This is a genomic window from Paenibacillus lutrae (assembly GCF_009757775.1).
GTDB classification, from domain to species: domain Bacteria; phylum Bacillota; class Bacilli; order Paenibacillales; family NBRC-103111; genus Paenibacillus_F; species Paenibacillus_F lutrae.
Map to the genome: position 1 here is coordinate 61060 of NZ_RHLK01000017.1, position 16287 is coordinate 77346.

Here is a 16287-nt window from a genome sequence, read left to right on the forward strand (position 1 = left end):
ATTAAACCAAAAAACGTAAAAGTGAAACGCTTACATTCCGAAAATCTGTCATTCTATCAAGGGAATCGGATGTTAGCAGATAATAAAAGTAGGGAGATTTTAGGGGGGAGAAGTCAGTAATAGCCGGGGAATTATTCGAACAATTGGCTTGGCATTAAAAAAAGCATAGACAAAGTGATAGACAGGCAGTATCATAAAGTCGATTTGAACAACCAATAATTTCATATTCGTAAGAACGGGTGCGAGCATAAGCTTATGCTTGCTTAAAAGGGAAGTCCGGTGAGAATCCGGCACGGTCCCGCCACTGTAAATGATGAGCGACTCAACCGAGGCCACTGTGTGTCCAGCATGGGAAGGCAATGAGAAGCGATGACTCATAAGTCAGGAGACCTGCCCGCTCTAATGAGCTTCGAATCCTTCGGGGAGTGGGGATTTGAGGCACAACGCTGCGCAGCCTACAGGCGATTCTCTATGCAATCGTGCCGTATGGTCGCAGAATCTTTTGAATGCATGCAGCCACCTTCCCAAGGTGGCTTTTCTTATTCACTCCCCACTATACAGAGAAAGGGTAGTGAGGAGAACTTTGAGTAAGCTTGTCAGGAACAAAAGACTTGTAGCCATTTGGATGACCGTCATGATGGTGTTGTCCATAGCGGGAATACCGGTGAACGGAGGCGGACGGGCATACGCCGATAGCGCTTCCGGTGCATCTGTTACAGTATCGGTGTATGATGCGGTATACTCGGCCGGGAATCAGATTATTCGGGGCGGCGTGGACAGCGACTGGGAAGCGATGGGGCTTGGACGTGCCGGCCGCGAGATTCCAGCCAGCTATGTGTCCAAATTAACCGAACAGGTTACAAACGCAAACGGAACCTACAGCAAAGTGACGGATTATGCGCGCACCTCTCTGGCGATAACCGGAATCGGACTTCGCGCTACGGACTTTGCCGGTCATAACCTCATAGAGAAGATTTATACCAGTACGAACATGACCAAGCAAGGAAATAACGGACCGATCTATGCTCTCCTTGCTTTGGATGCAGGGCAGTATACAATTCCGGCGGGAGCAGCTTGGGACCGTGATAAATTAGTTAATGAAATTGTGTCCAAACAAAATGCGGACGGCGGTTATGGACTGGGCGCTGGCAGAAGTGACCCGGATATGACCGCAGTGGCTCTGACCGCGCTTTCCAGTTATACGGATAAGGCAGAAGTGAAAACAGCCGGTGACCGTGCGGTAGAGTGGCTGGCTGTCAATCAAAATGCCAAGGGCGGGTATGCTTCTTGGGGGACGGAGAACAGCGAAAGCGTATCGCAAGCTATAATCGGTCTCACTACATACGGAATAGACCCGACCGGAGACCGATTTAAGAAGAACGGCATCAGCCTGCTCGACAACCTGATCTCCTATCGTCAGTCCGATGGTGGATTTGCCCACACCCTTTCGGGTAAAACCAATGGCATGGCGACCGAGCAAGCCTTCATGGCCTTGATTGCTTATGATTTATTTACCAAAGGAGAAGGCGGATTTTACACCTTTGTTCCTGTATCTGCACCCGAACCGGAACCCGTGCCTCCGGTTGATGCTCACATTCAGGTAGAAGGACCACAAGGGACGATTGCCGGCGGCGAGACGGAAGCCCTGACGGCACTGGACGGGCTCGAGAATGTACTGGCCGCTAATCAAATCCCTTATGTGGTAGATAATACCGCTTACGGACCGTATCTTAGCTCAGTTAACGGAATAAATGCAGGCCAGTACGGCGGCTGGGATGGCTGGATGTTTGCTGTCCAAAGAGGAGGCTTCTGGGTCTATCCGAATGTCGGCATGTCGGAGTTCAATCTGCAGGAATCCGACAAAGTCGTCGTCTACTACGGAGACTCCGCTACTCAATTCATCCACTCCGTACAGAGTAATCCTGCCGCTCCGCAGGAGAATCAGTCCTTCACCATCCAAGTTTCTAAAGAAACCCTAAACTGGGTGAGCGGACTGGTCGATGTTACTCCTGCAGCGAATGTTGTTGTTACCGTCGGAGGCACTTCCGTTACCACGGACGCGCAGGGGAATGCGGCTTTCACGGCAGGACTGGCAGCGGGCTCTTATGACGGTGCGATTACGGGATACAGGCCAAACCAAAGCCCAGTTGTAGCAGCTGCTGCGTTCAAGTTGAATGTAACAGGGAATCCGGTTACGCCTCCGGTCAGTGGCGGTAACGGTGGTGGCAACAGCGGAGGCGTAACGTCACCAGTTCCATCCGCTGAGTCGGTTACGATATCGGTAACGGGTGACAGCGGCAAAGGTACGATTCTGCCGTCTCAATCGGTTGAATTATTGGCAAATGATCACGTTTCGGATGTGCTGCTGCGTCAAATAGGCAGTCTGGTTGAATATGAAGGTTCGGGACCGACTTTCTATGTTCAGGCGATCGACGGGCTCGGTGAATTTGATCTTGGTCCTCTAAGCGGCTGGATGTACTCCGTAAACGGTACATTCCCGCAAGTAAGTGCGGGTGAGTATTCTTTAGCAAGCGGTGATGTTATCGCCTGGAGGTACACGACCGATGGAGGGAAAGATATCGGAGCGGGAGACTGGACGAGTAAACCTCCGGCTGGAGGCGGCGGTGCTGCAGGTGGAGTACCGGTTCCTTCAGATGTAACCGATCTATCCAAGCAAATCGATGCGATCGGGCTTTCTCCGGACAATAAAAAGCCGATCGGTCAAGTACAGCAGGCCGTCTCTGTCCAGAATGCTTCGCAAATGATGAGTCCGGCTGCCGCTGAGCAGCTGCGCAAGGAAATGGCCGTGAATAAAGTGAACCTGAGTCAACAAATGCCGGCATCGGGACAGGCGACTATGGCAGATCAGGCGGGTGAAGTTTCTCTTCTGGTTCCTTCCGGTTCATTAGCAAGTACGCTTACATTGACGGCACAGAAGATAGAATCAAGCCGTCCCGAACTCTTATCGGGTTTGTATGAATTCGGTCCCGCCGCTACCCGATTTGAAAGTCCGGTTTACTTGTCTATCAAAGTGCCGGTCCACGAAGACAATGTGAACCAGCTGGCGCTTGTGTGGCTGGACGAAGCGGCGAATCAGTGGATCCCGGTACCCGCCGTTGTAGATGCACGTACAGGAATCGTTACCGGCAAAGTCGCTCATTTTACGAAATTTGCCGTCATTGATCGCAGTAAACTGGCTGCACCACCGACTACCCCGGGTAATCCGGTTACCGAACCCGGGAAGAAATATTCAGACGACGTGCAAATATCATCTTGGGCCAGGGCGTACGTATACCAGGCCAGACAGTTCAAGCTGATGGATGGAGTCGCAGATGAAGTTTTCGCTCCGCAAGAATCCATGACGCGGGCGCAGCTGGCTGCGATTCTGGTCAGGCTGATGAATGATGCGGACAGAAGTAAACTTCCGGTCGCCTCAAACGCCCTTACATCGTTTCAAGATGTAAAACCGGGAAGCTGGTATGCGGACATCATTCAGCAGGCGAGTGAGCTGGGCATCGTTCAAGGTGTTTCGGATACCTTATTTATGCCGGATGCGCCAGTAAACCGGCAAGATATGGCTCTTATGATTGCCAGAGCTTACGGAATGAAGGAGCAAAGCTCTACGCCAGTGTTTGCCGACGAAACGGAAATTCGTTCCGATGCGGTATCCTCCGTTAATGCGGTCGCGGCAGCTGGTATCATGGAAGGGTACAATGACCGTTTCTATCCGGAAGGTACGGTAAGCCGTGAGATGGCGGCGGCTGTTGCTGTCAGACTTTATGAGAAGGCTTCGAACTGACAAGAATACGATGATGAAACGGCGGGAACTTATCCCGTCGTTTCTTTTTGATTGCAAGGAAGGGACCGGTTACTACTGGGGATAGACGCACCAACTTACCAACTCAGGCACACGGACATAAATCCAGTTTTGCACCACCGTGCACGGGAGACGGGACGCTGCAATTTGCACTGGCGACGGCACAACCGTACCGTCCCGAGGGCGCATATTCAGAGGAACCTCTCGTATCCGCCGACTTTATCGGATGTTCCAAATGAGCAGTCATAAATGGTCAGACACTGGGTATGCAGGAAATCAGATCAAAGTGCTAGCCTGGTATGACAATGAAATAGGCTTATGCTTGCCGGGTTGATTGACAAGGTCAAAATAACGGAATATTACGTGGAATGTAAGGACGAAGCATGCGTTAGCAGCCGGCCCTGCAAGGTACATTCGGGATTGAAATAATCCTCTTCTGCGATTCGACTTGTCCGCTGTCGTACTTGGGTACGGCATTTTTTTTATTGTTGACCATAAAGCGCTTACAAGTACCGGAAAACCGCAATTTTTTATTCCATTTTTTCACTCTGTGTTCTATTATAAAAAGATATAGAGCAAAGTCATTTTATGTCGAAAAGGAGAGTCGGGAATGAGAATCCGCAGCTTGTCCGGGCCTGCAGCCATCATTTTGCTGCCTTATCTTTTATTTATTTTTTTGAAAAGCCAGCCAGGCTTGGATGCTGTTTTCGTCATGCCCCGGGGACATTTTTATATCGTAAGCTCCGTTGCTTTGCTCGCCTTCGTCATCGCTCTTGCAGTAGGTGCGGCAGGCCGCAGAATGCGTAACACAAAGGTCATTTTTCTGGCCCTGTCTTTTATATCGTTAGCCGGAATTTTCATGGTCCACGGTCTATCCACTCCGGATCTTCTTCTCCATGCTACGCATGTGCCCGGGGTTACGGCCACGCTGAGTGTAATTATGGCAACCTTCTGGCTATGGCTCTCCTCCTATCCTTCCGATAACCGCTTTATCGTATTTTTGTCCCAGCATGATAATATCCTCCTACCTGTATGGACGCTAGCTTTAGCCTTGTTCGGTGTAACTGTGCTAAGCTTTCCTGAGCTGCTCGATTCGGTCCAGACCGGTATGGACTCCTTGAATTGGCTTCTTATAGCGGTGACCGCCTTGTTTAATTTCGTTACCATCTATCGATATTATCACTCTTACCTCTATTCCAGATTCCCGCTTCAAATCGCGATTGTCTATAGTGCAGGCTGTCTTGTTGTGTCCCAGTTAATTATGATTCAGGGGCAGGCCTGGAAAAGCAGCTGGTGGATGTATCATTTCCTGCTGCTGGCATCCATGATTATTATGCTCGCAGGCCTGTATAAACAATATGCGGCCAATCAATCGCTATCCGGTGCGTTACGCGCGTTATTTACAACAGATCCGATTGAAAGAATTACAAATTCCTTGTCACCCAGTGTCAGAGCGCTTATGAATGCAACCGAGAATAAAGACGTGTACACGGCCGGACATAATTTCAGGGTTACGTTCTATGCTCTCAAATTGGCGGAAGAGATGCAGCTGGGTCCTGATAAGCTAAGAGCGCTGGCTCACGGAACGATTGTACATGATGTCGGCAAAATCGATATTCCGGATGCAATTCTGAACAAGCCCGGCAAACTGACGGACAGTGAACGTGAAATCATTAACCAACACACGGTCAGCGGTTATGAGATATGCAGAAGTCTCGGATTTATGGAAGAGGAACTGGGCATTATCCGCTCTCATCATGAAAAATGGAACGGTGAAGGATACCCCGATCGGTTGAAGGCGGACCAAATCCCCTTGATGGCAAGAATCGTATCCGTAACGGACGTATATGATGCGCTGACTTCTAACCGGGCTTACCGGAAGGCTTTATCCCATGAAGCGGCGATGATTTATCTCCGGGACAATAAGGGGATATTCTTTGATCCGGTTTGTGTAGAAGCATGGGAACGCGCTTGCGATAAAGACTCTTCCATTTATCTGTAGAACCGGGTGAACATACATAGCACAGGTTAAGCGTTATACATACAATAAGACAGTCGTTCGTCATAGGACGAAATGCTGTCTTTTTTGCCGTACAAGACTCAGTTCCAAATTTTAATCTTTCTCTATCCGACTAACAGAAGCGATTAGAGGGTATCTATGTCTAGGAAGCGGCTATTCCTGCACAAAACAGGACCGTTGATGAAAGCGAGGATTTTATACGATGGATAAAACATTTCGGAATAAAGCTTATCATCCTACTAAAAATGCCGTTCAGCACGGTAAAAAAGCTGTCCGTGAGAAGGCTTCATGGATTGATAAATTAGCAAGGATAGGCTATGCAGCCAAAGGTACCGTTTATTCGGCGATAGGTGTGCTGGCTCTATTGGCGGCAGCGGGATACGGCGGCGAGGTTACAGATAAGAAAGGGGCACTGGCAGCAATAGGCTCACAGCCTCTGGGCGGATTATTTCTGTTCATACTCGCGGTTGGCTTGACCGGATATCTGCTCTGGTGCATCGTTCAAGCCTTTGTAGATACAGATGGTGAGGGGAACGGCTGGAAAGGGATTGCCGCACGGATCGGTACACTGGCAGGTGGCGTCGTATACGGCGTACTTGCCATTACAGCCTTTCAGACGATGAATCACTCGGAACAGTCTGCTGGAGGCCAGGAACAAAGCATGACCGCCTTGCTGCTGCAGAAGCCTTTTGGAGCAACACTCGTAGCCGCGGCAGGCGCTGCTGTAGCGGGCTATGGTCTCTACCAGATCATCAAAGCTTATAAAGTCTCTTTTACGAAAAGATTCAAGAAAAACGAAATAAGTGCGGCTGTATACCGGAATGCGGTTCGCATTTCTAGATTCGGGCTTGCTGCAAGAGGCGTCGTTTTCGGACTGGTTGCATTTTTTCTGATCCGCACAGCAGTGCTGTCTGACCCCAGCGAGACGAAAGGTGTGGATGAAGCCCTCGCTGAATTGGCGAAACAGCCCTTCGGGAATTGGCTTTTGGGCGCTGCGGCGCTCGGGCTGTTGGCGTATGGTCTGTACCTGTTTGTGCTGGCACGTTATCGTAAGACGATAGCTCATCACAGATAAAAGAGATAGAGGGCATGTCTATTAGCGCGGCCGTTAGCGGCTAGCCTGCCAGCCTGACGCACAAGGACCGCGGAGATTATTTTCCGCGGTCCTTGTGCATGTCAGGCAGGTTTGTTTTTTCTTCTATATTTGTACAGATTCCACTGGTAGTGGACAAAACAGCCTATACAAAACCCGAGGATAGCTACAAAAGCGGCCAGTCCTACCATGGCCGAAAATAGGAAAGCGAATGTGTTCCAGCCAAGCAGGTACCCTATTAATGCAGTAAGCAGGAACATTATTGCCAGGAGCTGGTTGAATGACTGTTGTCCTTTGTCTTCAGGAATATAGGAGGAAGGCTCTTTTCTTAAAAATAATGTAGCTGTACGCATGACAGGATTAAAATTAAAGAGAACGCCCATAACGCCAGAGACCAGAGGAACAGCCAGAATCCAGTACAAACCAGTAAGCAAGGCTGCAAGAACGGATAAAACAATTACCCATTGGTTCGTACGCACCAGTGGCCGGGGAATCGATTGAGAAGCTGCGTGCATATAAACCACCCTTTTCCTATCTGAATATAGTATATATAAATTATAAATCTCCTTGCTCTTAATATCCAGATTCTTTTCACAAAGCGCAAAAGATCTTGGATAGAATAGGCAACAGATGTTATTATGTACTCTAGCTGATATAGAAAGAGGTTATGAGATGATTGATCATATTGTGCTAGTGAAATTTGGCGAAACAACGACAGAAGAACAGCTTCAAGAAGTTGTTCAAAGATTTAAAGCTCTGAAGGGGCGCTTAAGCGGGATCGTAGATCTTCAAGCAGGCATTAACTTTTCTGACAAAAATCAAGGCTACCAAATTGTCTTGTCTGTCCGTTTTGAGAACCAAGAAGCGCTGCAGGCCTACGGGCCCAATCCGGATCACCAGGCCGTAGCGGCGTACATTAGAGAAGTGGGCCGTGTAGACAGCATTGTCGTAGATATCGAGTTGTAATAATCAAATCGTGGTATTCCAGAGAACCGGCTTCTTAATAAGAAGCCGGTTTTTTAGTGAGAGCTTACCATATCGGTAAAAATTATTTTACAGCTAAGGAATATCATTCCTTTTTTAAATTTCTGTGTTATTATAGAATGTATGTTCTGAAAGGGCTTTCGTGAAAATGAAACGTCAAAAGAGGAAAGAGGTGCATGGTATGAATTTTGTAAGTCGGCTGAGTTGGTTTTTTAAATGGAGGTGGGGGTATTACACGCTGGCTATTGTTTTGATGACAGCTGTCAGTTTACTTACAACGATCCCGCCCAAGCTTATCGGCAACACCGTTGACCATATTCGTAACGGGGACTTGACGGCTGCCGGATTAAATCAGACGGTTCTTCTGTTAGTGGGGCTGTCTCTGCTTCAATACGTGCTGGCGTATATTTGGATTACGACCTTGTTCGGCAATTCCGCGCTTCTAGAAAAGCTTCTCAGGGGGAGACTCCTGAATCACTTAACAAGAATGACACCCGGTTTTTTTCAAAAGAACAGTACAGGCCAGTTAATGGCGCTGGCTACCAATGATGTTCTGTCCATCGGACAGACGGCAGGTTATGGAGTAATGACACTGGTCAATACCTTGGTGGGCGCATCGGTGGTCATCATAACCATGATCTCTTTAATCAGCTTTAAGCTTATGATTGCGGCTTTAATTCCGCTGCCTTTTCTGGCACTCGTGATCAGCAAGCTGGGCACCCGGGTAAGGACTCGTTTCCTGTCTGCGCAAGCGGCTTTCGGGCAAATGAACGACCATGCACTGGAATCTATTTCAGGCATCCGTGTAATCCGTTCCTATGTCCAGGAGGAAGATGACCTTCGTGCTTTTGATAGAGTGACTTCTGAAGTGATGGATAAGAATAAGCGGGTCTCGTTCTTAAATGCGCTCTTCCAGCCACTCATTTCTTTGATTGTCGGAGTCAGCTACACGATTGGAATCGGGTACGGATCCTATCTCGTCATTCAAGGGGAAATAACACTCGGGAATCTTATTTCCTTTAACATTTACTTGGGTATGTTGATCTGGCCGATGATTTCATTCGGGGAATTTATTAATGTGCTCCAGCGCGGCAACGCTTCGGCGGACCGTCTGGATACAGCTCTGAGCCAGGAGCCTGAACTTAAAGATGCAGATCCACCGGTCGCCGTTAAGGAGCCCGCGTCCATTGAAATGAAGCAGTTAACGTTTACATATCCTACAGCCAAGCAACCGAGTCTCACGGGTATTTCATTTTTTCTCGAACAAGGGCAGACGCTTGGAATTGTCGGTAAAACAGGCAGCGGCAAAAGCACTCTGCTTAAACAGCTGCTCCGTCAATACTCGGTTGCGCCAGATCAGCTATTTATTGCGGGGGTTCCCATTGAAAGCATTGCACTTGATCAGATGAAGAGCTGGGTCGCTTATGTGCCCCAAGAGCATATGCTTTTATCCAAATCGATCCGGGATAATATCGCTCTCGGTAAACCGGGAGCATCACTGGATGAAATTGCAAGAGCCGTACAAATGGCTTCATTCGCACAAGATATTGAGCAGATGCCTGAGGGACTCGACACGATTGTCGGGGAGAACGGCGTGATGCTTTCCGGCGGACAAAAACAGCGCCTTGCGATATCGAGAGCGCTGCTCATTGATTCAGAAATACTTCTGCTCGACGATTCTTTGTCAGCCGTGGATGCCCGGACAGAAAGCCGTATTCTTCATCAGCTCCGACTGGAGCGCGAAGGGAAGACAACGCTTATAACGACGCACAGACTATCCGCCGTGAGTCATGCGAACTGGATTCTGGTGCTGGATGAGGGACGGATTATCGAGGAAGGTACCCACGAGGAACTTATGCTGCTGGGGGGCTGGTACAAGAACCAGTGGGACCGCCAGCAGATGGAAGCGAGTCTTGCCGACTAAGGACAGATCGGAAGGAGGTTTCATTTTGACTAATCAATCTACAGCGAGAAGACTGCTCGGGTATGCTCTCGCTTACAAATTCAGGATCATGGGCGCACTGTTGATCCTATGTTTTGCGGTAGGTGCGGAACTTACAGGTCCGTTTATTACCAAAACCATTATTGACCAGCACTTGTCTGCGAATACCAAGGATCTTGTGCCCGTTCTGTGGCTTCTGGCTATGTACATGGGGCTTTTATTAACTGCAAGTGTCAGCAACTTCGTTCAATCTTATCTTCTTCAATCCACGGCTCTTCGTATCATTAAGAATATGCGTATGGACTTGATGAAACATATTCAGCGGATTCCCCTTCGTTATTTTGACAATACGCCAATCGGGCAAGTGGTTTCAAGAATAGCGAACGATACGGAAGCGATCCGGGATTTGTTTATAAGCTTTATGGCGACCTTCGTTGTAAGTACGGTACAGATCATCGGTATTTTTATAGCGTTGTACATTCTCGATGTCCGTCTGGCACTTCTATGCTTACTTCTGCTGCCGCTGTTCGTCGTTATTATTCTTATTCATCTCAAATTCTCCAAGAAATATATTACAATCATGCGGGCTCGCCTTAGTGATATGAATGCGATGATTAATGAATCTATTCAGGTAATGCCGATTATCCAGGCTTTCCGGCGTGAGAAAGTGACACAGGATGAATTCGAGACGCTGAATAAAGACCGCTATGTGAACCAGATCAAACAGTTTCGTGTGTTTTCTTTGTCGTCGCGCAACATTGTCGGCACGATCGGCAGTCTGGTTACGGCTGCAGTCCTTTGGTATTTCGGCAGAGAATCACTGCTGACCGTGATTTCGTTCGGAGCCTTTTATGCTTTTATTGACTACTTGGGACGAATCTTTCAACCTATTATTGGATTTTTCGACCAGCTTACTAATGCTCAAAGAGCTTTCGTATCGGCTGATAAAGTGTTTGCTATTCTGGATAAAGAAGGCGTTGAAATCGAGAAAACCGATCATGTTGAACGGCCGGCCGGCATCGTCAAATTCGATCACGTTACATTCGCTTACAAAGCGGGGGAGCCCGTACTTAAAAACATTTCCTTTGAAGCACGAAAAGGCGAAACGATTGCGCTTGTCGGGCACACCGGCTCCGGTAAAAGTTCAATTATGAATCTGCTGCTTGGTTTTTACGAACCGGATTCAGGGACGATCACCATTGACGGGCACGATATTTCCCGGATATCTAAGCAGGCTTTGCGCAAACACATGGCCATTGTCCTGCAGGATCCTTATTTGTTCGCGGGGGATATTAAATTTAATGTAAGCCTGTACAACAAAGATATCACACTTGACCGTGTAAAAAGCGCTGTAGAAGCTGTCGGCGCCGCTTCCTTCATCGAACAGCTTCCGGAGGGTTACGACGAACAGGTAGTTGAGCGCGGGAGTACGTTGTCATCCGGTCAGAGGCAATTAATCTCTTTTGCCAGAGCCTTAGCATTCGATCCCTCTATTCTCATATTAGATGAAGCAACGGCCAGCATCGACAGTGAGACGGAAGGACTCATACAGAAGGCATTGAAGGTAGTCAGCGAAGGACGCACTACACTGGTAATCGCACATAGATTATCCACGATACGCGAAGCGGATCAGATCATTGTCCTCCACCGGGGAGAGATTGTAGAGCGCGGCAGCCATCAAGAGCTGATGGCACTTGAGGGCAGATACTTTAAGATGTATCAGCTTCAAAGCGGCCGTAAATATCCGAATGCAGCGAACAAGGTGCCCGGCTCCCAATTATTCGCTTAATCTACATGTCTCTTCTATGCTACAATGGCTTATGATCACAAGAAGGAGTGGACAGAGGATGAGCGAAGCAGTGAATGAGCAGGAGCTTGTGGACTACATAGCGTTGAAAACAAATGCAGCCCCGGCAGCGATTCGACTAGTGTTACAGCATGAGCAAGTATTTCTGAACAACGCCAAGGCAAATGCAAAAGGCGAAGTGGATATCGATAGCGATGATATCGTAGATTACGTACTAAGCCGGCGGGACGTCAAATTAGACGAACTGACCGTAGAGAGCATTCTGGACACAGAGATGGATTTCTTGATGGACAAAGGCATTGCCGGTTACGTGGATTAAACTTAACTTAGGATCCCTCACCTAATCCATTAGATGCAATAGGATCGAATGATATTTCTTAAGAAGACTGCCAGTTATTCTGGCAGTCTTTCTTTATATAGCGTCATGATCGGCTATTTGAACTTGTATACGACTCCGATTGAAAAATTGTGACCGGAGATCAAGCTGAAGTGTGTTATGTAGGAAAGGGGGGACTAAAGAAGCAATTTTGTAACGTAGGCGAGTATGAAATGTTCTGGTATGAAGGTGGAACATTAACCCTATCCCGCAGGAATATAACTAAAGTGAAAAAATATGCAGAGATAACGATAAGGATTAGAATATAACATTTACAAAAATTACAAAATATGACATAATTGACAATGAGTGATGGCCATCCTCTAAAAAATAATAAAGGAGAGTATTCTGAATGAAAATTTCAAAATTCTTTTCGGCCCTTCTCGTTACTGCCAGTCTATTAGGTGCTACTCAATCTGCATCTGCAGCCGAAGAAGTGATAAAGTCTGGCTTCGGAGGAACATCTCAGCCTATTGCAGCAGAGTCATTATCAAAAAGTGTACAGTCACAATTGCACGGCTGGTTCTACCACAATAATTTATCACCGCAGGCAGGTCTTCAAACAACATATAATTTCTATAAATTCACGGTAACTTACGGTTCTTCATATTATATCGATATCAATCAAACAGCGGCCGGTGACGGAAGCACTCCCAATGTGACTTATCTTGTGTTTAAAGAAAACGGCAGCAATAATGTGGGTTGGCCCAACCTCACAGGTAACGGTTATATGCCTAGACAATACTTTTACCTTGAACCTGGGACCTATTACTTTGGTTACATAAATAACGGTCCAGGCTTGGTGAATATCAATGCAAATGTATATTATAACTAAACTACTGATAAAACTTGCACGCACTTGATTCATCTGAATCAGTTTTAATCGTTTGATCAACCACCACATCTGCAACATCTTAATCAACGGGATGCTTCCAAAATTCAGACGAGACATCCCGTTGATTATTAAGCTGGTACAATAGAGAAGTGAATGTTTCAAATTACTAAAAGGTCTGGCTTATTATATAAGCGGGCCTTTTTGACTTACTGTGGAACAATACGATGTCAATAATGATCGAATAAAGTATAGTCGGCTGCGGTGATTGGAATCTTTCTGTATAATTATTTTTTTCCTACGTATGGTGGATTATGTATGTTAGGGTGTAGATAAAGATGCAGGTGACAGATTCAGTTGTTTGCGAGAGCATTGCGTCACTAGAAAGAGGAGTTCCTTAATGAAGCAGAAATTAGAGAAATGGATCATTGAAGCGGACCTGACTGGTATGCAGTCCGCCATGGAGGCCGGCTGGCTAACCTCGGAAGATTTGGTTGCGGTTTATTTGGAGAGGATCCGCGTTATAGATTCTCAGATCCATTCTATCCTGGAAATAAATCCGGATGCTCTGGAAATTGCAAGAGCTCTCGATCATGAACGCCAAGAACACGGAAGCCGTGGAAGCCTCCACGGGATTCCAATTCTGCTCAAAGATAACATAGACACAGGAGATCGGATGCATACGAGTGCCGGGTCTATCGCTTTGGCGCACTCGTTTGCTTCTCAAGATTCTTTTGTTGCTGCGAAGCTGCGTGCTGCCGGTGCAGTTCTACTTGGTAAAACCAACATGACAGAATGGGCCAACTACATGTCTAATACGATGTGGGCGGGTTACAGTTCACGCGGCGGACAAACGTTAAATCCATATGGCCCCGGAGAATTATTCGTAGGGGGATCAAGTTCCGGATCCGGCGCCGCGATAGCGGCTAATTTGGCTGCCGCTTCGGTAGGGACCGAAACGTCCGGCTCCATTGTAAGTCCGGCAAGCCATAACGCGCTGGTGGGGATCAAGCCAACCGTGGGGCTGGTTTCACGGACAGGTATTATCCCTATCACGAACAGCCAAGACACGGCCGGTCCATTAGCCAGAACCGTTGCGGATGCTGCTATTCTACTGGGAGCTATGACGGGTGCTGACCCCGCAGATTCTGCAACGGAATCAAGCCGGGGTAAGACTTACACCGATTACGCACAGTTCCTGGAGGCGGATTTCTTGAAGCAGGCTCGTATAGGTGTGCCCAGAGCCTATTACGAAGCTCTTGACGAACCGCGCCTTGCGATTATGGAAAGAGCCATCGCTGTTATGAGGGAACGGGGCGCAACAATTATTAATCCGGTAACGCTGCCTTGCGAAGAGACAGACTGGGAACCGCATGTCATGCGTTACGAGTTTAAGAAATACCTTAACGATTATTTATCCGGCTTAAGCGATTCCGTTCCCGTGCATTCCCTTCAAGAAGTCATCGCTTATAATATAGAGCATGCCAACCGTGCTTTGAAATACGGGCAGGATGTGTTGATATGGTCGGAAGAAACAAGCGGTACCCTTACCGAAGAGGAATATTTGAAGAGTCTCGCTAAAGATCGCCTTCATTCTCGTGAATTAGGTATTGATCACGTTCTCTCGGAGCATCAACTGGATGCGCTGCTTTTTCCTGGAGATGATGGATGTGATGTAGCAGCTAGAGCGGGTTACCCGATCATTACGGTACCGGCGGGATTCGCGGAGACTGGCATCGTTGCCCCAGGCGGGTACATAACGAAAGGACCTATGGGGGTAACTTTCTCAGGCCATGCCTATAGTGAACCTACTTTAATCAAACTTGCATACGGATTCGAGCAAGCGACAAAGCACCGGTTTCCACCTGAGGTTTAGGGAGCCTGGGGATAGACCTCGGCATTGTATCCGTGTCAGCCATCTGTCCTATAGAATATCCAAAAGAAAGAGCCCTGTTTATGGAAACAGGGCTCTACTCTACTGAAAAGTTCTATGCATTGTCTGGTCGTTTTACTTGTAGAGGCGGCGGTGTGAGCCAACCTTTATCCTTATTCAGTTTAAGAATTTTCACACCTATAGCCGTTTTAGTTGCATGATATTTAGCAAACAAGGCCCCAATATCTTCTCTGATTGATTGGCCCATTACTTGACTGCATGCAACCAAACCTACAGCCGTATCGGCAGATATTTTGGCAGCTATTTCAGGATCAGTAAATCTTGCTCCAGCTGGAATGTCTTCCAGTTTAACGGGAGGCCTTTCGGGCAATAGAGGGGCAGGAGAAATTCCATTCTCCGTAAGCAGCTTATCGAGCTCTTTACTTTCCAACTCTGCCTGATCAATAAGATCCTCAATTATTTTTTTCAGATCTTTATCGCCAGCATGGTTTAAATAAGCCTGATAGCAGGATATGGCACCTTTTGCTGCCGTCGAAGCTAGCCATACACTACTGATTTCTCCATAATGCATCGGTTCATCTTTTGGATTTCCACTTAAAATTCCCATTATAGTCTGGCTCCTTTACGTGATTTATTTACAAGTTTACTGTTTCCTAAATTCTAGATTTCATGCATAAAAACATCTGATATACAGAACTCGGCTGTCTTCAGCAAGGATTACAGGGATTATGACACGGAAATGTGAACTGTAAAGGTTCTGCCCAAAGAGGCTGATTATGTATGGAGGGATTTTATAGGGCGGAAAATACAAAAAAACGCTGCCTGATTACAGGCGGCGAATAAAAAGTCAGTTTATCATCTATCTACAGATCCATTGATACCCGTAGGACGTCCAAACCCATCCACATGTGGGAGGTGGGGGAGTCATATCAGGTCCAGCAGTTTGCTGAACATTCAGTATGTGCGTACCCTGAATTGTATTTTTGTAAGGAACTCCATTCACGTATTTTAAATAGGTCACTTCGGATTCAATCGGATCTCCGGGAACCGGAGTAACTTCATCGATAACGACGCCTTTAACAACAGTGCCGTTGCTCAAGGTGATATCTACAACGATTCCTTTCCATTTCTCCAATTGATTAGCCGTTTGCAGACGTTGGGCATGAGTATTCGTGTTGTAATAATAATTCATTGACTCTCTCCCTCCAATATGTCTCTGATACAAAATATGAACGTATGCCTAGATATGTTCGGATTGTAGAAGCCCATCATTTACAGCGGATATGAATCTGTGCAAACTCCGCCATCACCTTACAGCATAGGCGGTCCTTCATTTCACAAGGTTCTGATAAATCAAAAGACAAAATAAAAAAGAAAACCATCTTTAAAGATGGTTCAGCCTGTAGACAAAGTTCCGCAAGGAGCAGGGTCTACAGGCTTTTTTATCGAATTAGTAAGTAAAACGGTGAGCCGAGGTGTAAAAAATGCTGAGTAAGAGCAATAACGAAGGTCGCTTTCAAGT

12 protein-coding genes and 1 riboswitch are annotated in these 16287 nt (G+C 47.2%); of the genes, 9 read left to right on the top strand and 3 right to left on the bottom strand.

Annotation, left to right across the window (positions count from 1 at the left end; genetic code table 11):
• Positions 1-220 precede the first annotated feature (220 nt).
• Positions 221-412: riboswitch (cobalamin riboswitch) on the top strand.
• 171 nt (positions 413-583) lie between these two features.
• The 3 genes from EDM21_RS21540 (at position 584) to EDM21_RS21550 (ending at position 6912) form a co-directional block, all read left to right on the top strand.
• Positions 584-3799, top strand: coding sequence for an S-layer homology domain-containing protein (locus EDM21_RS21540; protein ID WP_157338490.1), 3216 nt, complete (start codon positions 584-586; stop codon positions 3797-3799).
• A 628-nt stretch (positions 3800-4427) separates the two neighbouring features.
• Positions 4428-5819, top strand: a complete 1392-nt coding sequence (locus tag EDM21_RS21545; protein ID WP_157338491.1) for an HD-GYP domain-containing protein — start codon at positions 4428-4430, stop codon at positions 5817-5819.
• A 220-nt stretch (positions 5820-6039) separates the two neighbouring features.
• Positions 6040-6912: a DUF1206 domain-containing protein gene (locus EDM21_RS21550; RefSeq protein WP_157338492.1), complete on the top strand. Its 873-nt coding sequence runs from the start codon at positions 6040-6042 to the stop codon at positions 6910-6912.
• Between the two features lie 101 nt (positions 6913-7013).
• Here the strand turns inward: EDM21_RS21550 and EDM21_RS21555 are convergent, their stop codons facing one another.
• Positions 7014-7445, bottom strand: a complete 432-nt coding sequence (locus EDM21_RS21555; RefSeq protein ID WP_157338493.1) for a DUF4395 domain-containing protein — start codon at positions 7443-7445, stop codon at positions 7014-7016.
• Between the two features lie 157 nt (positions 7446-7602).
• Here EDM21_RS21555 and EDM21_RS21560 point away from each other — a divergent pair, with 157 nt between their 5' ends.
• The 6 genes from EDM21_RS21560 to EDM21_RS21585 all read left to right on the top strand — a co-directional run bounded on the left by EDM21_RS21560 (position 7603) and on the right by EDM21_RS21585 (position 14747).
• Complete coding sequence (locus EDM21_RS21560) at positions 7603-7896, top strand: Dabb family protein (RefSeq protein WP_157338494.1); 294 nt, start codon at positions 7603-7605, stop codon at positions 7894-7896.
• A 199-nt stretch (positions 7897-8095) separates the two neighbouring features.
• The gene (locus EDM21_RS21565) at positions 8096-9838 is read left to right on the top strand and encodes an ABC transporter ATP-binding protein (protein ID WP_157338495.1); all 1743 of its coding nucleotides are present in this window, start codon (positions 8096-8098) and stop codon (positions 9836-9838) included.
• Positions 9839-9926: 88 nt separating this feature from the next.
• On the top strand, positions 9927-11645 hold the full coding sequence (locus tag EDM21_RS21570) for an ABC transporter ATP-binding protein (protein WP_201280822.1): 1719 nt from the start codon (positions 9927-9929) through the stop codon (positions 11643-11645).
• Positions 11646-11703: 58 nt separating this feature from the next.
• Complete coding sequence (locus tag EDM21_RS21575; RefSeq protein WP_157338497.1) at positions 11704-11982, top strand: hypothetical protein; 279 nt, start codon at positions 11704-11706, stop codon at positions 11980-11982.
• Between the two features lie 409 nt (positions 11983-12391).
• The gene (locus EDM21_RS21580) at positions 12392-12874 is read left to right on the top strand and encodes a hypothetical protein (RefSeq protein WP_157338498.1); all 483 of its coding nucleotides are present in this window, start codon (positions 12392-12394) and stop codon (positions 12872-12874) included.
• 397 nt (positions 12875-13271) lie between these two features.
• Entirely contained in the window at positions 13272-14747 is a 1476-nt protein-coding gene (locus EDM21_RS21585; RefSeq protein WP_157338499.1) for an amidase family protein, read from the top strand.
• 112 nt (positions 14748-14859) lie between these two features.
• Here the strand turns inward: EDM21_RS21585 and EDM21_RS21590 are convergent, their stop codons facing one another.
• Positions 14860-15372 carry a DUF3231 family protein gene (locus tag EDM21_RS21590; RefSeq protein ID WP_157338500.1) on the bottom strand — a complete coding sequence of 171 codons (513 nt, stop codon included), beginning with the start codon at positions 15370-15372 and terminating at the stop codon, positions 14860-14862.
• Between the two features lie 252 nt (positions 15373-15624).
• The gene (locus EDM21_RS21595; RefSeq protein WP_157338501.1) at positions 15625-15957 is read right to left on the bottom strand and encodes a hypothetical protein; all 333 of its coding nucleotides are present in this window, start codon (positions 15955-15957) and stop codon (positions 15625-15627) included.
• Positions 15958-16287: the final 330 nt, after the last annotated feature.